At 67.5% G+C, this 18,957-nt stretch carries 16 protein-coding genes and 1 pseudogene; 8 read left to right on the forward strand and 9 right to left on the reverse strand.

The window, feature by feature from the left end:
* Nucleotides 1-29: 29 nt before the first annotated feature.
* The 4 genes from C1708_RS33470 to C1708_RS33485 form a co-directional block, all read right to left on the reverse strand.
* Nucleotides 30-944, reverse strand: coding sequence for a hypothetical protein (locus tag C1708_RS33470; protein ID WP_106416678.1), 915 nt, complete (start codon nt 942-944; stop codon nt 30-32).
* Nucleotides 941-3,310, reverse strand: coding sequence for a hypothetical protein (locus C1708_RS33475; protein ID WP_198602786.1), 2,370 nt, complete (start codon nt 3,308-3,310; stop codon nt 941-943). Before C1708_RS33475 ends, C1708_RS33470 begins: the two co-directional genes overlap by 4 nt.
* Nucleotides 3,307-4,266, reverse strand: coding sequence for a hypothetical protein (locus C1708_RS33480; protein WP_106416679.1), 960 nt, complete (start codon nt 4,264-4,266; stop codon nt 3,307-3,309). Before C1708_RS33480 ends, C1708_RS33475 begins: the two co-directional genes overlap by 4 nt.
* 103 nt (nt 4,267-4,369) lie before the next feature.
* Nucleotides 4,370-5,065, reverse strand: a complete 696-nt coding sequence (locus C1708_RS33485; RefSeq protein WP_106416680.1) for a Crp/Fnr family transcriptional regulator — start codon at nt 5,063-5,065, stop codon at nt 4,370-4,372.
* 293 nt (nt 5,066-5,358) lie between these two features.
* On the opposite strand from C1708_RS33485, the gene C1708_RS33490 reads away from it, so the two are divergent.
* Nucleotides 5,359-5,739 (forward strand): hypothetical protein, encoded by a 381-nt coding sequence (locus C1708_RS33490; RefSeq protein WP_133169124.1) that lies wholly within the window; start codon nt 5,359-5,361, stop codon nt 5,737-5,739.
* A 99-nt stretch (nt 5,740-5,838) separates the two neighbouring features.
* The gene (locus C1708_RS34580) at nt 5,839-6,099 is read left to right on the forward strand and encodes a hypothetical protein (protein WP_198602789.1); all 261 of its coding nucleotides are present in this window, start codon (nt 5,839-5,841) and stop codon (nt 6,097-6,099) included.
* A 179-nt stretch (nt 6,100-6,278) separates the two neighbouring features.
* On the opposite strand, the gene C1708_RS33495 is transcribed toward C1708_RS34580, so the two are convergent.
* The 4 genes from C1708_RS33495 to C1708_RS33510 all read right to left on the reverse strand — a co-directional run bounded on the left by C1708_RS33495 (nt 6,279) and on the right by C1708_RS33510 (nt 10,623).
* Nucleotides 6,279-8,489: a permease gene (locus tag C1708_RS33495; protein ID WP_241911505.1), complete on the reverse strand. Its 2,211-nt coding sequence runs from the start codon at nt 8,487-8,489 to the stop codon at nt 6,279-6,281.
* Nucleotides 8,486-9,178, reverse strand: a complete 693-nt coding sequence (locus C1708_RS33500; RefSeq protein ID WP_241911506.1) for an ABC transporter ATP-binding protein — start codon at nt 9,176-9,178, stop codon at nt 8,486-8,488. The genes C1708_RS33495 and C1708_RS33500 overlap by 4 nt, the downstream gene beginning before the upstream one ends.
* A gap of 122 nt (nt 9,179-9,300) precedes the next feature.
* Nucleotides 9,301-9,645 carry a hypothetical protein gene (locus tag C1708_RS33505; protein ID WP_241911507.1) on the reverse strand — a complete coding sequence of 115 codons (345 nt, stop codon included), beginning with the start codon at nt 9,643-9,645 and terminating at the stop codon, nt 9,301-9,303.
* Nucleotides 9,646-9,834: 189 nt separating this feature from the next.
* On the reverse strand, nt 9,835-10,623 hold the full coding sequence (locus C1708_RS33510) for a class I SAM-dependent methyltransferase (protein WP_106416694.1): 789 nt from the start codon (nt 10,621-10,623) through the stop codon (nt 9,835-9,837).
* 47 nt (nt 10,624-10,670) lie between these two features.
* On the opposite strand from C1708_RS33510, the gene C1708_RS33515 reads away from it, so the two are divergent.
* The 5 genes and pseudogenes from C1708_RS33515 (at nt 10,671) to C1708_RS33860 (ending at nt 15,155) form a co-directional block, all read left to right on the forward strand.
* A protein-coding gene (locus tag C1708_RS33515; protein ID WP_437076537.1) for an IS5 family transposase occupies nt 10,671-11,542 on the forward strand; the annotation gives its coding sequence in 2 pieces (ribosomal slippage) (nt 10,671-11,031 and nt 11,031-11,542; 873 coding nt in all).
* A 313-nt stretch (nt 11,543-11,855) separates the two neighbouring features.
* Nucleotides 11,856-12,610, forward strand: a pseudogene (locus C1708_RS33525) (transposase family protein).
* A gap of 56 nt (nt 12,611-12,666) precedes the next feature.
* Nucleotides 12,667-13,062, forward strand: coding sequence for a DUF6011 domain-containing protein (locus C1708_RS35990; protein ID WP_106416684.1), 396 nt, complete (start codon nt 12,667-12,669; stop codon nt 13,060-13,062).
* A 741-nt stretch (nt 13,063-13,803) separates the two neighbouring features.
* On the forward strand, nt 13,804-14,367 hold the full coding sequence (locus C1708_RS33540; RefSeq protein WP_106416685.1) for a hypothetical protein: 564 nt from the start codon (nt 13,804-13,806) through the stop codon (nt 14,365-14,367).
* Complete coding sequence (locus C1708_RS33860) at nt 14,364-15,155, forward strand: hypothetical protein (RefSeq protein WP_133169125.1); 792 nt, start codon at nt 14,364-14,366, stop codon at nt 15,153-15,155. The genes C1708_RS33540 and C1708_RS33860 overlap by 4 nt, the downstream gene beginning before the upstream one ends.
* An 18-nt stretch (nt 15,156-15,173) precedes the next feature.
* On the opposite strand, the gene C1708_RS33550 is transcribed toward C1708_RS33860, so the two are convergent.
* Nucleotides 15,174-17,837, reverse strand: a complete 2,664-nt coding sequence (locus C1708_RS33550) for a DEAD/DEAH box helicase (RefSeq protein ID WP_106416687.1) — start codon at nt 17,835-17,837, stop codon at nt 15,174-15,176.
* Nucleotides 17,838-18,308: 471 nt separating this feature from the next.
* Here C1708_RS33550 and C1708_RS33865 point away from each other — a divergent pair, with 471 nt between their 5' ends.
* Nucleotides 18,309-18,491 (forward strand): hypothetical protein, encoded by a 183-nt coding sequence (locus tag C1708_RS33865; RefSeq protein WP_133169126.1) that lies wholly within the window; start codon nt 18,309-18,311, stop codon nt 18,489-18,491.
* The last annotated feature ends 466 nt before the right edge of the window (nt 18,492-18,957 follow it).

The following is an 18,957-nucleotide window of genomic DNA, read 5'->3' on the forward strand; positions in this document are numbered from 1 at the left end:
GTGGGGAAGAGGGCGTGCGGCGGTATCTGTCACAGCACCCTCCCGTTCGCCGCCCCACTCGGCCCGCCGTTGTAGGTCCATGCGTCCTGTTGCTTGGGAACGCGCCGCCCGAGTGCGTGGAGACGGTCACGCAACAGTTCGGACAACTCCTGGCGTTCCTCGTCGGAGAGCTTGCCCAGCAGCCCGGCCATCTCGTCCTGCCAGCTGGTCTCCTGCCGGAGCAGGCTCTGATTGTGGACGGACCAGTCCAGTACCTGGCTGACCTGGTCCGGGTGCCTGAGAAGCCATAGCGCCGCGAGAGAGACCGGCCCGTTGCGTACGGCCTGAAGGCAGAACTGATACTCCTCGCGGCGTTCAGGGGTCCAGGCGAAGGGCGCTTCGGTGGTACCTGCCCGGCCCAGTCGCAGTTCGCCTTCCGTGTCCCGGGCCTGGATGTCCGTGACGCGGTAGGTGAGGCCAGCCTCGTCGAAGACGTACGGTTTTGCCAGATGGTGCATCAGCACAGAGGCGCTGAGCCCTTGGCCGTCGGCCTCGTAGGTGTCCTCCAGGTGGTGCAGGCGCTGCTTGAGGTCCCTGCGTACGGCGTCCCAACTGTCCGTGGTACGGGTTCGTACGACTTGCACTGGATCGTGTACCCACCACAGCAGGCGCAGGTTCATCGGTTCGGTCCCGTACGCAGTCGCCAGGCTGATGGCCTGGGTTGCCGGCCTCTCTGTCAGATCGACGCGGAAGGCCCTGATGTACCGGCCGAACAGACTCGGCGCCAAGGCGTCGTCGGCCGTCTCCGTACTGTGCTCGCCGGAACTCAGGACGTGATGGACGCCGTTTGCAGCCACGAGGACCAGGGCCCGGTCCCTGCGTCCGGACCAGCGCTGTCGGAGAATCTCCCGCCAGGGGGCGTGGGTGGCCCGGGTGCAGACGGGGTGGTTTCTTTCGATGGTCACGGTGTCCTCCCGTACGGATTCGTGGGACGGTCTGCATTCCCCGGGAATGGCGTCGGCAGCTCGCCGTTGCGCCATGCGTCCAGAGCCTGGCGAGCGATGCGCTGTCCGGCGATGGCGGGATCTCCGTCCCGATCGATCATGACGAAGAGGCGCAGGGCACCATGGCGCATGTCTTGAGCGAGCGCCGTCAGAAGGATCTCGACGGCTGTGTTCTGCCGGTCGTCCCCGGTGGCCGCTCGGCACCACAGGAGCAGGGCCTGGCACATCGGGTCGGACAGTTCGTCGTCGTTGATGACCCTGCGGGTCAGGTCCACGATGGAACCGGCGAACTCGCCATCGGTAAGGAGCTGGTCCTGGCACCAGGTGCTCGAGGCCAGCAGGTGAGGGAAGATTTCCAGCGAAAGGCGTGCGACGCCACTGCTCTTCGTGTCGGTCCATGCGGTGAGGTGCCGGAGGACCGTCGGCTGGTTGCCCGTCGCGAAAAGGTTCACCAAGGCGTGGCGGACCGCCTTTCCGACCATTGTTTCCTGCTGGCTCCCCTGGCCCCGGTAGACGTTGCGCAGCAGTCGCATCGCCTGGTCCGGCCTGGCCGCACCGAAGCCGGTCCCGCATGCATGCGCGACCGTCCAGCGGACCTGCCAACTCGACTGGACGCTCCACTGGCCGAGGCGGTACTTGACCTCGCTGGCAAGGACGGGATCCTCGGCGGCCATGCCCAGCGCGTACGCGGCGATGGCCCTGCCGGTGGCTCGGTCGGAGTCGGCCAGTTCACGGATGTGCAGAAGGGCTCTGCGTCCACCGCCCCATTGAGCTGCCATGCCCATGACTCGGCCGACTGGCTGAGTCAGGTCCTTCTCACCGTTGACTTCGCCCATCCAGCTCGTCAGGAGACCAGAGAGCTGGCCGTACTCCCGCCATACATGCCGCAGCACGGCCTCCCCCTGCCGGTGGCGGGTGAACCTCACCGGTTCCACCACGTAGGTGTAGCCGTACGCCGAGTGATACTCCTTAGGCCCGTACTCCGCACCTACCGTGTGCAGCAGGTCCTCCAGCGAACGCCGGAAGACGAACCGCGGATTGGGCAGCAGCCTCTGTGGGCTTTCGGGCTCACCGGCCCCCAGCGCTCCCGGCTGCCTGGCTCCCCCGTTCATGCTCGCGCCGGCGCCGGGCCGGTCTCCGATGCTCTCCGGGAGGACGGAGTGCAGTTGGCCGTTGGCCAGATCGATGAGGCGCTCCGCTTGTTCGCGCACGATGCGATGGTCGAGGCCCTCGAACACGCAGGTCGCCAGGAGGAAGGCAAGACCGTCGGGGTCGTTGCGAAGGCTTCTCAGAAGGTCGGGGACCTCTCCCTCCGCGAGGTAGCTCAGACGGTTGCGGATGTCGCCGGACGTCATGTCCCCGTCGGCGGTTCCGATGACCGCGTCCACCAGTTCGCGAACCTGTGCGGGCATCAGCCGGCCCGCGAGTAATTCGTCCAGCAGGCCGGGCTCCAGGTTCGCGAGCAGCCTGGCCCGTTCCGCCTGGCTCGGCACCTCGGCCTCAAGCCGTGCCTCGAACACCGCCCGCGGCGGAGGCGGAGCGCAGCGCACGGGTGTGACGTGAAGGTCGCGGGCCAGGTTCCGTACGATGACCGGATCGTCAGGCAGCACGATCACCATGCGTGCGTCGACGTTGTTCAGCAGGCGCCGCAGGTTACCGACCGCCCCAGGCTTCAACGGGCGAGCGGGGAACAGGCCGTCCACCAGGTAACCGCGGGTGGCGGTGTCGGTGGGGTGCCAAGCCGCGAGGTCCTCGTCGCTGTCGACCGCCCGCAGGTTCATGCTTCTTCCCGCGTGACGGTGCAACAGGTTCAGCGCGGCGGTCCGGCGGCCGGTTCCCGGTTCGCCGGCCAGGAACAGCACACGCCTGTCGAGTTCCACCATGGCTTCGGAGAACCACTCCGGCTCGGCGAACCCGGTCACCGCGTTCACGATCTCCGTCGCCGAGATGGGGCCCTCATGAGCCACAACCCGCGGGACGCTGCCCTCGGCCCCGGCCAGACCCGCGCCGTTGTCCACGCGCTGACCACCATGGACGGAGGCAGTGTTGATGTTGCTGTTCGACACGTGGAACGTGTTGTACGTGTACCTCAGGCCGTCGGTACCCGGAGCGTCGAGAGGTCCGTCATCGAAGCCGTCGCCGAACATCTCGTCGCTGGATTCCTCGTCATGCGCGAGATCATGCTCGGCATCCGCCGGGCGGGCAGCATCCAATTCCGAGGTGTCCGCCGCTCCGGAGTCGGCCGTTAAAGCCCTATGGCTGTCCCCGGAGGAGATGAGCGCAGGTTGCTGGCCAGGCGGGGCCGGCTCGTCGGTGGCCGCGCTCACCGGTCGCCCTCGTACTTGTTCCCGTGGACGGTGTCACCCTGATTGCCATGGACCGTGCCCGCCTTGTTGCCCCGGACGTAATCACCGCCGATGTGATCACGGCCCACGTCGATGTTGCTGACGCTCTGACCGCCATACACCGTTCCGCTGTTGACGTTGCTGCGGTCGGCCCTGACCACCGACCGGGATACCGCGACCGCTTCTTGGCCGGCCGCGCGCTGCCGGGAGCCGCCGTCCGGCTGACGCTTCTCCTGGTCGTCGATGACCTGGTCGCCGAGGACACGACGGTCATACAGATTGCCGGACGGCACGGGCACGTACAGCCAGGCCCGCTGAGCGAACGGTTTGCCCTCGACAGTCGCCGGCACCTCGATGAAGTGGTCCGGATGACGGCCGGTGTACCCACTCGCCACCACGTCCTGGTAGCACCGGTCCGAAAGAATTGCCGCGACCTGCGTGACGTTGGCGCTTGAGGCCGCCAGTACGGCTTTGACAGGGCGGGAGTCCAGCAGCCGGTGGGTGTCGTTGCGCGGTGTGCCGTTGCCGTCGAACTCGTCGCCCGTATCGGGCAACGGTCCGATGTTGAGGCTGGCCCGCAAGCGGATGTGCATGACTCCCGCCGAGTGCATGTTGAAGTCCGTCAGCACGTCCTGAAGGGCGGCCAGCCAAGGATGAACGACGAACGGCATGACCACCGGATCGAATCCGAACACGTACCCGTCGCCTGTGGAGTCGGGGAACCGCCGGTCCTTCCACACCTCTGAAATTCCGGCGCGCTCGAACGACATCTCCAAGAGCTGGGGGACGGCCCGGCTGATCGAACCGTGCTGCACGGCCGGGTACCCGGTGAAGTCCTTGGCATCGACGGCCAAGATCCCCCGGTAGGGAGGAAGCGGACGACTGTGCGTGTAGGGCTGACCGGTATGCGACATCGGACTCCTCGCGTAGGTCTTCATACGTTGTGGACGACCTCGAGCCTGCCGGGAAGGAGGGTGGCCGTGTGCCCAAGTAGTGCAGAAGCGGCGTGACGGACGCCACATTCGCTGTCGGTCGTTCCCCCTACGCTTCTCGGTTCACGATGAGTCGCAGAGCTGGCAAGTCATCAACGACGATCCGTCTCCGTCCCGCGCGTACACCACAAGATGCGAGGTCGTTCAGGGCGGCGGTAACGGTGTTCCGGGACGTTCCTAGGTGCTGGGCCAGCTCGTGGCGGGTCAGCGCGAGCTCTACAGGGCCGCCTGCGCCGTGCGCGCAGTGAGGATGTCCTGAGATGTCGATCAGGTGCACCAATGCGGTAGCCAGCCGGGCGCGGACGTCGCCACCGCCGCGGGCCTCGTCCGACTCCCGTAACCGCGTGAGGGCATACCTCACGAGCACGGGGAACAGACTGTGTCTGCTGACGAATGCCAGGAACTCCGCCTTGCCCATCACTCCCACAACACATTGGGAGATGGACTCGACGTTTGCTGAGCGGACCCCGTCATCCAGCACGGCCACCTCACCCAGCAGTTCTCCGGGACCGCGGAAGGCGAGCAGCGACAGATCGCCGTTCCGCTCTTGCCGGATGACCTTGGCCACGCCTGTTACGACGGCAAGTACGTGAGTACCGGACTCTCCCTGCCGCAGCAGTACGCTGCCCGCCGGGTGTCGCCGCTCGAAGGAGTGTTCCAGCAGGTCGGCCCAGACCGTTTCCCCGGCGAAGTCACGAAGGCTTCGCCGTGCCGGCGCCGACTCCTGTGTCCTGTGCTCGGTCACGCTGTCGCCTCAGCCGCTGCACCTGGCTCGGCATTTACCTGTGAGCGGGGGATGAGAGAAGCAGACCCGCCCCCAGGACCGCGCCTACGCGTCCCCCAACTCCGTTGATGCAGGGTCATGCCGTTCATCATGCTGCACCCGTGGGGGAGCCTGAGCAGTGTTTGCACCGCCACCACATCGTTAGAGCTCAGGCGACTGTAAGACTTACCTGTAACTGATCTTCGGGTCGGTGTGAACGCCCTCGGCTGGTGTCCGGCTACTCGTTCATGACGGCACTCCGTACGCTCTCCTGTATGGGGATGACTCCGGGCGCGGTTGCCTTGAAACGCTTCCATCAGAATTCGCACCACGCCTTGGCTGTGGCGGTATGGGACGAACTGTCCGGGCATGGCATTCGTGTCTTCGAGACCGATGGGGCTGTAGGTAGTGCCCGGACCGGCGTGGCGCTCTCATTGCAGCATGAAGGCGTCATGCTCATGTGGCAGATGGGAGAGAGTCAGGAGCGCGACATCTACGACAAGACCTTGAGGGCGGAGCGCAGCCGCAGTGTCGCAGCTTTGATGACAGGTGCGGTGGCTAGCAGCCTCGTCGTGCTCGGCTATCACGTGCACGCCGAGTTCGTGGATGAGCTTCCCTTTCCAGCCGTCTACGTCCACGGCCGGGCTGAACAGTAAGGACCCATTCTGCTCGGTCAGGTGAAGATGCCGGATCAGTGCAACGCTTCCTGCCAGCTGGGCGTAGTGCCGTAAACGGACCTGATCAACGAAGCGCATGTGAACGAGCCCGTTCCGGCCGCCGGCGCCGCGGTCGCCGACGACGCGACCGCGCTCGCGGCTGGACCGGCGCTATGCCGAACCGGTCGGTGGCCGCTGGCCGCCCTGCCGCTCGACATCACCGTCTGGACGCAGACGGATGTCGACACCGGCGTCGCGCTGTCCACTGAGCTGGGCAGTTCGATGTCGGCGGCCGGGCGATGTACGACCCCGCGCTTTTGGAATGCGGCCCGCTCCGGCTGGATCGGCGATGCTCCGTAGACGGGGGCGGTGCGGTCAGGATGTTGCGGATGGAGCTGCCGCTGGGTTGGTCTCAACGTCCGTAGGATTGTGGGTCACCTGCAGGGACGTGGCCTGGGTGATGAAGGTGGTTTCTTTCACACCCGAAGGCTTGGGGCCGCCACCTCGGGTGGCGGCCCCAAGCCTTCGGGTGTGTGGTGTCAGTCCGCTGTCGGTTGCCAGGTGCGGGCGGCGCGGATCGCGGCGCGGCCGCCCAGGAGTCCGACCGCCACGGCGAGTACGGCGCATCCGGTCATGGCGCCTGCCAGCACGCGCCAGGAGAAGCTGCCTTCCTGCACGACGGCGATGAAGAACAGCGAGTGCCAGGCGCTGACGGCTCCGGTGATGAGCGTGGCGATCAGCAGAGGCATGGTCAGGTTCCACAACGCTACCGACCGGTAGATGCTGTGGCTGCCCGTCAGGACGGCGAGCGGCGCTAGGACATGCCGGACCCGCATGAACTCGGCGGCCGCGCTGATGGTGCCGGCGAGCAGCAGGAGAGCGAGGCCCAGGGAGCCGAACAGCAGGATCCAGTTGTTCAGTCGGGCCTTGTTCGAGGCTCCGGTCAGCCAGTTCTCGCCAGGGGTTTCGACATTGACGGCCGGTACGACCGCGTAAGCCGCCCGCTCCACTTGGGCACGCTGTCCCGTGGCCTGGGGGATCACAAGGAGCTGGCCGTAGAGCTTGTCGAGACTGGGGTGGGACGGGGTGGCCTGGATGCGCAGCTCCGGCCCGTACCATCTGCGGATCTCCTCCAGGCGCCGGTCGCCGCCCTCGACCGTCTCCGGCGCGGTGGGGCACGTCAGGCCCAGCGTCCGCAGGGCGTCGCAGGATCCCTGGAGGAGCGGCGCAGGCTGCTCGGGGTTGGTGTTCAGGGAGAACAGGTGTGCCCCCGTCGGGAGGGAGCCGGCGAGGTCCCGGATCGCCGGCGGTGTGATGTCGCGGTTGTAGACGCTGATCACGCTGTCGCCGACTCGGGCCTCGGAGGCACGTGCCGCGGCCGCCTTCTCGCCCAGCCGGCTGTTCCACACCTGGAGTTGGCAGACCAGCCCGAGCCCGATGACCATGGCGATCGCCAGCCGGACCACGACACCGGGGTGCGCGACCGTCCAGCGCCCTCCGATCAGCTGGCCCGGACGACCGGCGCGGAAGCCCTGTGCGGCGAACTTCTCGCCCAGCACGCGGCCGGCCGCGGCGGCCACGGACGGCAGCAGTGCCCACATCGCGACCGTGCCGAAGGCGAACGCGAAGAGGCCGGGCGTGCCCCTGAAGTACTGACTGACCGCCACGAGGGCAATGCCCGCGCCACACCCGTACAGCCGCCACCGCGGAACCTTCGAGGCGAAGGACCGGGGCCGGGTGGCAGTGCCGCCCCGCTCCACGCGGTGGAGCAGGACCACAGCGCCCAGACTGACCACGAAGGACACGATGAGCGCGGCGAGCGTCATGGGCCAGGCCGCCCGCAGGTCGTCGCTGTTCAGCAGGTAACCGGTGGGCGGAATCCTGAGGTCCGTGGCCGACGCGGCGAGCATCGGAAGGATCGCCACGGCCGTTCCGGCCGCGATGGGCAGGGCGGACTCGCCGATGTTGACGACAGCGCGGTGCCGCCACCCTCCACCGAGTGCCTGCAGCAGACCACTGCGGCGGTCGCGGGTGCGCGAGCCGACGCGTGAGGCGATGACCAGCAAAGACACCGCTGGCAGGCCGGTCAGTACGCCGAGGGTGAGCAGCACCTGGCCGAGCGGGCGGCCGTACAGGTTCTCGCCCATCGGGAAGGCGCGCCCGAACCCCTCCGCGTACTGCCAGGCGTCGCTCTTGCGGAGCTCGTCCGGAGTCTGAGCGGGCCGGACGTAGGCGAGGCGTTCCGAGGGGGAGACGAGGCCGGACTTGCCGATCGTGCCCGCGTAGCGGCCGTACCGGTTGGTGATCTGTTCCTTCCCGCCTTCGCGGACCAGCTCAGGGGAGAGCATGGCCTCGCCGGGGGCCGGCCAGCGGGACAGCCCGGGCGGGGGCGGGGCGTCGGTCTTCAGCGGGGAGATGTAGATGACGGAGTGCTGGACCTCACCGACCGCGTCGAAGGCTTCCCGCCACAGCGCGACGGCGTCCTGCCGCTGGTCGGTGAGCAGCGGTCCGCGGGCCTGGTCCCGTGCCTCGCGCCCGTCGTAGGTGGCGATCGCGGCAACCACCCCCAGAGCGACCACGGCGACCGCCGCGGCGGCCGCGAACAGGGCCCCAAAGCGCAGCCGGTCGCCGGGGGTGCCGCGCCCGGCCGCGAACCCGATGCGGAGCAACTGCCCCCACAGTCGTCCGCCCCGCCCCGCTGGTGGGGTGGCGGAATTCGTGCCGCGCGTCCGCTGGGCGACTGTGTTCACGCGTCCACCCCGTCCAGGGCGTCGGTCAGCACGCCGGCTTCCAGCCGCAGCGTCCGCTGGGCCCGCGCGGCGACCGACAGGTCGTGGGTGACGAGCAACAGGGCACAGCCCTGCTCCCGGGACACCGCGAACAGCAGGTCGGCCACGGCCTCCCTGGCCTCCGGGTCGAGGGCGCCGGTCGGCTCGTCGGCGAGGAGGACGGCGGGGTTTGTGATGAGTGCGCGGGCGACGGCGGCGCGCTGGCGTTCGCCGCCGGAGAGCATGCCGGTCGGGGTCCCCTCGTGCGGCACTCCCAGGTCGCTCAGCAGTTCCGTGGCGCGCCGGTACGCGGCACGGTGGTCACCGCCGCCCAGCAGCATCGGCAGCGCCACGTTCTCCACAGGCGTGAGTTCGGGCAGCAGCTCCCCGAACTGAAAGATCATGCCTAGGCGTTCGCGGCGTACCTGCGCTAACCGCCCCGACGGCAGCCCGGTCAGCTCCTGCCCGCCGATCCGAACGGCCCCACGGTCCGGTCTGACGAGGCCGAGAACGCACATCAGGAGCGTCGACTTGCCGGAGCCGCTCGGTCCGGTGACCGCCACCGACTCACCGGGCTCGACGCTCAGGTCGACACCGTCCAGCAACACGCGCTCGCCCAGGCGATAGTGGAGGCCTTCCACCTGCAGACCGGCCGATTCTCCGGCAGACACCCTCGTTCGCTCCTTGATCCTCACCGGGGCGCCGTGTCGCGCCCACATGTACGGGCAGAAAACAGATGAGCCGCCGGGCTGGCAATTGGGCTGCCGGCCCGGCGGTTGACGTGGTCGTCTCCTTACGGAGCGACCCAGCCCGAGCAGTCGTCGGGAGCCGCGTTGTTCTCGTCGCACGCCTGGAACTTGATGATGCGGGAGCCGTCACCCGAGACGACACGCGTGCCGGAACCGCTGTGGTTCCACAGGGTCCGCTTGGTGTCGGGGCTGGCCTGACGGTAGTACTCCGCCTTGCCCGGGTCGCCGTCGGCGCTGCCGTCATACACGGAAATCACGCCGGAGTCAGAGTTCCACGGCGACGTCGCGGTGACACCGCCCCCCTTTGCGCTCAGTGCGATTGCACTGCTGGTCGGCATGATGAGAACGGCGGCAATGACCGCTCCGGCGACGACCTTGAGTCTGGACACGTTGTTCCCCTCCTGTGTCAAGTGGCTGATAGCAGAGCGAGCTGACGCGGCACGGCGCCTGTGTCGCGGCGGTGCGCTGCTGTCCCAGTCGTTGAGCTGTTTCCAACCTCCGCTTGAGCAGGTCAGATGCAAGGTGAGGACGGGCTGCAGGTGGTCGCGAGCCGGCAGGCCGGCAACGACGAAGGCGGATCAGCGCGCCGGCTCCGACGTGCCTCGCGCCTGGTCGCGGCTGGCGACCACCAGGTATCCATCGCTCTCGGGGTCGAAGGTGGTGGACTGCACCGTGAGCCCGACACTCTGCAACTGCGCCACGAGGTCCTCGTACCGGTAGGGCCAGATGGACAACCGCTCCGAGCAGGCTCGCACTGACCCATCCGGCTCGATCTGGGCGACCACGATCTCGAGGAAGTGTTCCTGCTCCCAGCGCTGCTCGATCTGCCAGTAGTAGCTGACGACCGCATCGCGGCCGTTGCGGCGGATGAGCCGATCGCGGACGTCCACCCGTGAGCCGGCGGAGCGCACGAGCTCCCAGTTGCGTGAGTGGAGCACGAGGCGTCCGCCCGGATTCAGCAGCCGCGACATCGCTTCCAGTGCGGTCAGGCGCCCGGCTGCGCCCTCGGCGTGCCCCAGCGAGTTGCCGACGCAGAACACCAGATCGAACGTGGAGTCCTCCAGGTGGTCGGGCAGCTCGTCCCAGCTCGCGCGGAGGGCTCGAAGCGAGACACCCTGCTCGTCGGCGGCCTTCTCGGTCCGGCGAACCATCCCCTTGCTGGCGTCTGTGGCGACCACGTCAAGGCCAAGACTCGCGAGACCGACGGCGAGCTGGCCGGTTCCACACGCGCAGTCGAGGACGTGCGCGTTGGGCGGCAGAGAGCCCATGACATCGCTGTAGTAAACCGCGGCTGCCTTGGCGGGGGTCAACCTGTCGTCCCCGATCAGCCACTCGTATACGTCGGAAAGCGCCCCATAACCAGCCACCGCGATAACCTCCACCACTCGACAACGCGCGGGCTAGGCAGTTTCGTTTGGATCAGTCGGTCGTTGGTCTGGGTGTGCCGTTGACTGATGCGCAGTGGGCGCGGATCGAGCCGTTGCTCCCGGACCGGACGCCGAAGCGAGGTGGCCGCTGGCGGGACCATCGTGAGGTGATCGACGCGATCGCCTACAAGTTCCAGACCGGTACCCAGTGGGTGCACCTGCCGGAGAAGTACGGCAACTGGCGGGGCGTGTACAACCGGCTGCGGATGTGGGCCGCCGACGGCACGTGGGAGCGGGTGTTCACCGCCCTGGTGGCCCAGGCCGACGCTGACGAGGACCTGAGCTGGGCTGTGTCGGTGGACTCCACGATCGTGCGGGCCCACCAGCACGCGGCCGGGGCCCGCAAAAAGGGGCCCCGGCCGACGAGCCGCAGGACCACGCCATCGGCCGCTCCCGCGGCGGACTGACCACGAAGATCCACCTTGCCGCCGACGGCCGGTGCCGGCCCCTGGCCTTCCACCTCACCGCCGGTCAGGCCGGTGACGCACCCGCCTTCACCGAGGTGATGGACCGCCTGCGCGTTCCCCGACAGCGCGGTCGTCCGCGCACCAGACCGGACATGGTCCTGGCCGACAAGGCCTACTCCTCCCGCGAGATCCGTGACCATCTGCGCAGACGCGGCATCCGGGCGGTGATCCCGGAACGGGCCGACCAGCAGGCCAACCGGAAGCGGCGCGGACAGGCCGGCGGCAGACCGCCGGCCTTCGACCCGGAGGCGTACAAGCAGCGCAACACCGTCGAGCGGTGCATCAACCGCCTGAAGCAGTGGCGCGGTATCGCCACCCGCTACGAGAAGACCGCGACCATCTACCTGGCCGGACTCCACATCGCGGGCATCTTCCTCTGGTCCGCCCGATGATCCAAACGAAACCGCCTAGACCGCCCTGCGACTCGGACCTTGCGCCTCGCACTGTGCCGGGCCGTGTCAGCGAAGCATTGAGCAGGACCCAACCACTTCCGGCCGCTGAGACTCCACCGGATTTCGTGGGAAACCGCGGCACGCCACACCGACGCAGGTCCCCACTCCACCAGCGCCCCATCGGCCACGACGGGGCAGTGAGCCCTTTTCGAGCTGTGGTGTCTGACCGCGAGTTGGACTGTCCTGCGCAACGACGAAGCTCCTGGTAGACGGGTTCTCGACCAAGATCGCCCTTATCCGCCAGGAGCTTCGCGTGCTTGTCTATCCGTCCTCGATTGATCTGTCCAGCCGCACCCTGCGGTTCCTGACCGGACAACTGACAGCCCGGCGGCAGAAGATCGGAACGCGGTGGCGGCGCCTTCCCGCCGCACGTCAGGCACTGCTCGCCCTGGCCCACCTACGGTGCGGTGACACCTACGCCCAGCTCGCTGCCGGGTTCGACATCGGGATCGCGACCGTCTACCGCTACATACGTGAAGCCGTCGAGGCCCTGGCCGCCCTTGCCCCGTCCCTGGCCGAGGCGATGAAGACGATCCGGACGAAGGCGTTCGTGATCCTCGACGGCACCCTGCTGCCGATCGACCGCATCGCCGCCGACACCCCGTACTACTCCGGGAAACACAAACGCCACGGCATGAACGTCCAGGTCCTCACCGATCCGTTCGGACGGCTGCTCTGGGCCTCGCCGGCTCTGCCCGGCTCGACTCACGACCTGACCGCCGCGCGGCAGCACGGCATCATCGAAGCCCCCGCCGATGCGGAACTCAAATGCTGGGCGGACAAGGCATATCAAGGCGCCGGCGGACCCGTCCGCGTACCGTTTCGGGGCCACCGCCTCAAGCGATGGAAGCGTCGCCACAACACCACCCACGCCAAGATCCGCTGCCCCGGCGAGCGGGCCATGGCCACCATCAAGGGCTGGCGCCTCCCGCGGAAGCTCCGCCGCAGCACCAACCGAATCACCGACGTGGTGAGGCCGTCCTCGTCCTTCACCACGCATCAGCGTGAGGTTGGAAAAGGCTCAATAGCTCTGGCCAACCGTCAGACCCTTGAAGGGCCGCACCATGGATGACGCTTTCCCGCACCAGCGGCGGACGCCCCGCATCACCCCGGCCGAGGTGGCCGATGGCGGCGAACAGGGCCGCGTAGCCCGCATCCGGGCTACCGCGGCGACGGCCGCCACCCGCGTCCGCGAGCAGGCTGTGAAGGCCGCCGTGGCCGCACGCCCACACGTCGTGCCGGTCGTCACCACCGTTGCGACAATCGCCGTTGCCTCGCTGCTCTCTTCCTCCCGCGACGACGGCCGGCCGCCCGGCCAGGGCCCGTCGCCGTCTCCGTCGTGGCAGCCGACCAGTGAGGGCCCGTCCTCGTCGTGCCGGGAGTGTGGGCGCCCCCTCACCGATGAATTGTCCCGTTTGGCGGGATACGGGCCAACCTGTGCTCGGCACCTGCTCATCTGAATCTGTTGCGATAAAGAGAATCTCTGTTCGATGAGCAGGGGCTTGTCTCGAACGGTGCTTCAGCACCCAGACAGCACGGAACCCCGACGATACGGTTCGGGGTCTCTGCATGCTTTGAGCCTCCGAGTCCGGCTCACTCAACGGCGACGCCCTTTGCCGCAGTCAGCCCGCGCAGGCCGAAGCGGAGGAGGGAGGCACCAGGCAGCTGAGCGGGAGATACGGCAACCGGCGTGTTCGCGGTACGGGCAGAGATTCACCGGCCAGCGCTGGGAGAAGTTCACCGCGCGGCGACGCTTGAAAGGCCAGCGACCGTTCCGCGTGCGGGGGCTGCCCCGCCGCCGACGTTGCTTGCGCGACAGCCGCCATCGCAACAGCCCGTCTCCGAGTGGCAGTGCCTCCGACCTTGGAGGACGACCACGAGCAGGAGCCGGTCAAGCCCTGCTGCGGCTTGCTCCACCGCCACGATTGACCCTGTCCGACGATGCTGGCCCACCCACCGGACGAGGACGTCCAGACAACGGCCCGGGCCAGTCCGGGGCGGCCTGCTTCACCGATGTGGCGAGTGGGAAGCGCCGGCCTTTCTCCATCGCGCGCAGGTCTACCCAGTCGATCTCTGGGTGCGTGGCGACCACAGTGCCGACGGACGCTGCGGTTGTTCGGTCGAGTGGTACTGGCTCGCTCAGTCTTATCAGTCCGCATTTACGACGCTATGTTAATCCTCTCCATGGTGAGGGGGAGTGCATGGACCGTGATGACGTGATGACCGATGCGTTGGCCGACAAGGTTCTGGGGGGCCGGATCGGAGGGGCGATCAACCTGCCCTTCCAGTGGAAGCAGAAGAACGCACCGCGCCGTCCCACGGCACCGATCCACATAGAAGCTCATACGCCCGTGCGTACAGACCTTTCCTGCCGCTTGGAGCTGCGGTTCCGGATCGGACTGGACAAGCCCTGGGAGTACAGCCTCATCTTGCTCCATCCCGGCAGCCGCACGGTCCTACGCCGTCTTGATGTACGGGGGACTCACATTGACCGGGAGACCGGCGAGGAGTACATCAACCGCACCCACAAGCACAAGTGGAGTGAGCAGCGGGGCAACAAGGACGTCTACGCCCCTGATGACATCCGCCACTCGCCGGACCCCGTACTCGATGCCACGCTCGCCGTTATGGACGAGGAGTACGACCGAGTTGTCTACGACTTCGTCCACGAATGCCGAATGAGCATCGGGGGAGGCTACCTTTGGGTACCGCCGACGCCGCCGACGCCAGCCCCGACCTTCGAGGGATTTGAGGAGTACCCGTGAGCCCCTCCGCCCTTATCGATCCTGAGGTCGCCGCCGCACTGCGCTGCTGGCACATTGCGCCAGCTGGCCGCCCAGGCACCGTTGCGCTGACCGGCCGCGCGTACTTCGCCGACGGTGACGGTGTCACGGTGCTGTTCCGTACGGCAGGGGGAGATGCCCTCGCCAGCGACGGCGGAGTCATGGCGGCACGGCTAGCCGACGTCGGCGTGGATGTGTGGGGCCCCACTCGCGCAGCTACGGCATGGACGGAAACCCTTAGCGCCTTCAAGCTGCATGAAGTCGACGGCCGCATCGTTGGCCGCCGCCCGATCAAACAGGCCGCAGCCCTGGCCTCCGACATCAGCAGCGCCATGCTCACTACCGATGGGTTGCGCTGGCTGGCTGCTCCAGAACGCGAAAGCAAGTTGGTACGTCAGTTCTATCAGTTCCTCGATGGAGCCCGTTTCGCCTACGACAGGCGGCCAACCATCGAGCTCCCCAGAGGCGCCAAAGTCCGCCCAACCGTCCGCGTGAACACCCCAGAGCGTTCCGTACTCGTCCAAGCCGTAGGCGGCACTGAGCAAGCCCTTGAGCATGCGCTCTCGCTGGTCCAACGCATCGAGCGTGCTAACTATGCATTCGATCAACGGTTGGTACTGCTCAAGGGAAACCCCACCGGATGGCCAGCGGATCACCTTGACCTCCTCGCTGACCACGCGCCGGTGGGCTTCTCAGACCGGATGGATCAAGTAGGCCAGTTCCTCAAAGAGGGAACTCCTCTTGCACGGCCAGTACCTGCGGATCTCTGATCGAAGGCAGCGACACCCCTACGCCCACTCCACCCCCAGCTCCCGCAGCGCGTCCAACTGCTCCTGGGTGAGCTTGTCGCGTCTCTGCTTGGTGTTGGAGAGCCACACACCCAGCTTCACCGCCACCGGTTCCGCCTCGCCGTCGACCTCGATCTCGACGACCGCGCCTCGCGGGACGGGCCGGTCGGCACCTTCTCGTTGCACCCACTGCGTCAGGGCGGTGAGGCCGCGCTGGAACGCCGCCTGCGCCTTGCTGGGGTCCTTTGTCGCACGCGTTGCGGCCGGAGGGGGGGACGGGGCTTCGGCGGGTTGTACGCCCAGCTTCGCCAGCCGCTTCTGCTGCTCGGTCGACAGCTGCTTCCAGGCGCCGGGTTGTTTCTGCCGCTTCAGCCAGCGTCCGATGTCGTCGCCGTCCATGAGTACGCCGGGTGCGATGTCGGGCAAGATTCCGTCGGGTTCGTCGGTGGCGAGGTGGGCGAGGTGGCGGTAGTGGCGTTGCCAGTCCAGGGGCCAGGGGCAGTTCCAGTCCGGGTCGATCGCTGCCAGCTGCTGCGCGCGTTCCGCCGCGCGCTTCGGGTCCTTCCTGAGCCCGCCTTTGCGGCGGAGGTTGGCCATGTGCTGACCTATGGGCATCATCGCCTCGCCCTCGCCCCACACCGCGTCCTGCCTGGGCGCGAGGTGCCCCGTGGCCCGCCGGTAGGACCGGAGTGCGGCGAGCTTGTTCTCCCACGCCTCTTCGCCGGGTTCCCAGACCATGCCGGCCTCGGGTGCGTCGAGCAGTTCCTTGCGGTGCGGATCGAGTTCCCCGGCTCGCAGTGCCTTGCGTTGTTGGTGGACCCATCGTCCGAGTGGAAACGCCTTGGTCGCCCCGACTTCGACTTCGACGTCGTAGGGCACGGCGTAGAAGCTGGTGATCTCGTTCTCCTTCCGCCAGCGGATGAGGGCTTGGTAGCCCTCGAGCCAGACCAGGGATTCGGGCCGGTAGACCCGGGTGCGCAGGAACGCCGCGATCGTGGCGGGGTCCCGGGGAGAGGAGAAGTGCAGCAGCGCGGACTCGGCAGCAGCGTCGGCGCCGTCGTCGTGCTCCTGGTCCTCATCCATCTCGCCGCCGGCGTTGATGATCCGCCCCTCTTCGTCGCGCCGGATGTGCGCCTTGCGCTTGCCGCTCGTGAGCGCGCGGGAAGCGAGCTGCTCAACCAGTCGTTCGTCATGCGAGCGCAGGCCCTGGAGGACCGCCACGAGCGGCTTGAAGCTGGCGCTGGCCACCATGTCCGTCGGGTTCTCGCCGGGTTCCAGGAACACCGGCACGATGATCCGCGCGACCTTCGTGCTGCCGTCTTTGTTGAGGCGGAGCGCGCGGCCGATGTTCTGGACGATCTCGACCTGGGAGCCGCGGGTGTCGGCGAAGCAGACGGCCTCGACTCCCCGTTCGCCGGTGATGTCGACGCCTTCTCCGAGGACGCGGCAGCTGGCGAGGAAGGCGCGGTGGACCCGGCGCCCGGCCGCGTCGATGCCGTTGGCGAACTGCCGCAGGACCTCGCGCCGCTCGGCGACGAGGTGGTCGCCGCACAGCCACGCCGACCAGACCCGGTCCGGCGGCACGTGGCGGCCGGCCTCCAGCTCGTAGAACTCCGCGTCGATCGAGGACTTCGGCAGCTTGTCGGCGGCGGCCAGGTCCTCGTCCGAGGCGTCGCGCATGTACAGCTCGGCTGCTGTCTCCGGGAGCTTCTCCGCGAACGCGGCGGCTTCCTCCACCTTCTGGTGGAACGTCATGACCGTACGCAGGTTGTACGCGGCGGCGTGCTCCAGGAGCGCGGTCTGCAGCAGCGCCAGACGCCGGCCGCGCCGCGCCTCCTCCGACTCCCCGAGGACGGGGGAGGGGTCGCGGATCTCCAGCACGTCGATCTCGAACCCGGCAAGGATCTCCCGCTCGATCGCCTCGCTCAGACCGAGCTCGGCGATCCACGCGCCGTAGGTGCCGTTGGGGTCGTCGGCCATGGTCGCGATCTCCGCCTCCTGGCCGTCCGCGCCCTTCTGCGGGCGGGGCGCGGCGAGGATGCGGGGGGTCGCGGTGAGGTAGAGCCGGAAGTCCGCCGGGATCCTCTGGTTGTCATGGATCGCCGCCCACGGACGACCAAGATCACCGGCGGTTCCGTGTGCCTCATCCACGATCGCGAGGTCGAAGCCGTCCATGCACTGGCCGTAGAGCCGCTCCCTGCCCGCCAGAGCGGCCTCCAACGGCCCGCGAACCTTCCGCTGGCCCTCGGGGGCGTCGACGTCCTCGCGGTCCACGAGAGAGGCGTACGTGGCGAACACGACCACCGGCCCGTGCCCGGCCCACAGGGCGAGCTGGATCGGGTTGGTAGTGGTGCGCACCCCCAGCGAGTTCAGCACGGCGTCGTTCTCCAGCGAGCACACCGCGACCATCGGGGCCCGGTGGCCCACCGCGCGCCACGCCTGGGCGGTCTGCACGAGCAGGTCCAGGGTCGGGACCGTGACGAGGATCCGGCCGTCTGCGAACGACTCCAGCGCGCACGCGGCAGCCATGATCGTCTTGCCCGAGCCGGTCGCTGACACGATCGTGGCACGGGCACCCTGCGGGGGCACAGATGACCTTGCAGGGAATCCCACCCACCTACGAAACGCGGAACGCTGGTCTACCTGGTGTTCCTTGAGCTGCATCACCGGAATTTCCTAGCCCTCCTATGTTGAATTTCCGTGGCTTTTCAGAGAGCCACCTACGGAATGCAGGCCGCGCCCAAATTGGTTCAGATCGACCGGAGCATCCTTGTATCAGATTCCCGACTTTCCGTCATTGTGACGAAATGGCCTACATCGAGCATAGGAAGATTATGCAATTCCTTTTCTTGGTCATGCTTTCCCGGTGCCGGACAGGCCGGCCCTCTGTCCACGTATGCTGCGTGAATCAGATAGAGAGCTGGAGGCTCGGTGGATTTGGAATGGTTGATCGGCCTTGGGGTGCTTTCGCTGCCTTTCGGTCTGAGGCTCCTTCAGGTGGAGAGAAGCAGGAAGCGCAACGGGGTGCCCGTGATGGCGGCCTGCGTGGACCACATCTACGAAGGGAACGTGCCCCAGCCGCAGAGAATTGTCTGCTCCTATCTCACAGCTGAGGGGCGAGAGTTCCGTTGGGTCGTGAGCGCCCAGCCTGATTTCCCGAAGGTGGGCGACGTGGTCCCCCTCGTCTACGACACCCGCATGGGAGGGGCCGAACGGCAGACAGACAGGAAGAGCGGCCTACTGACGTCCGGGGTCGTCCTGACCGTTCTGTCCCTTGTCTCCCTGACCACAGGTCTGCTGAGCACCTACGCGTTCTGACGGTCCATATCTCTCGGCCCACCCGGTCGTGATCAGGCCACCCGGAGGCGGCTTTCTGTCAGGGAGGTGCGTTGGCAGGAAGTCTCGTTCAGCAGGCGGGAGCTGCCGGTAGCACGTTCGGTAAGTTTTGTCAGCTGCAACAGTCCTCCCCGACACGCAGCATCCCGGGTGTTTCCCGGAACAGGTAGATCAAATGTCCCTCCTGGAAGCCAGGAGTGGCTAGGACCTCTCCTGCATTTTCGCCAACGTTACATGCTGCATCACCCTGATGCACTCGATACACTGGAACTCACACCGACGAGCGCCCCCCAACCCTTCTCCCAGCTAGCCCGGCCCGCGTCAGCGGGCCCAACGGTCCTGGAGGCGCAGCCGGAAGGACCGTCAGGCGGAGGAGCGCAGCGGATCCGCCGGCCAGACTGGAGCGAAGCGAAAGTCTGATAGCGGGACAGAGTCCCGCTGGTCCGGG

This window comes from Streptomyces sp. DH-12, from assembly GCF_002899455.1.
GTDB lineage: Bacteria > Actinomycetota > Actinomycetes > Streptomycetales > Streptomycetaceae > Streptomyces.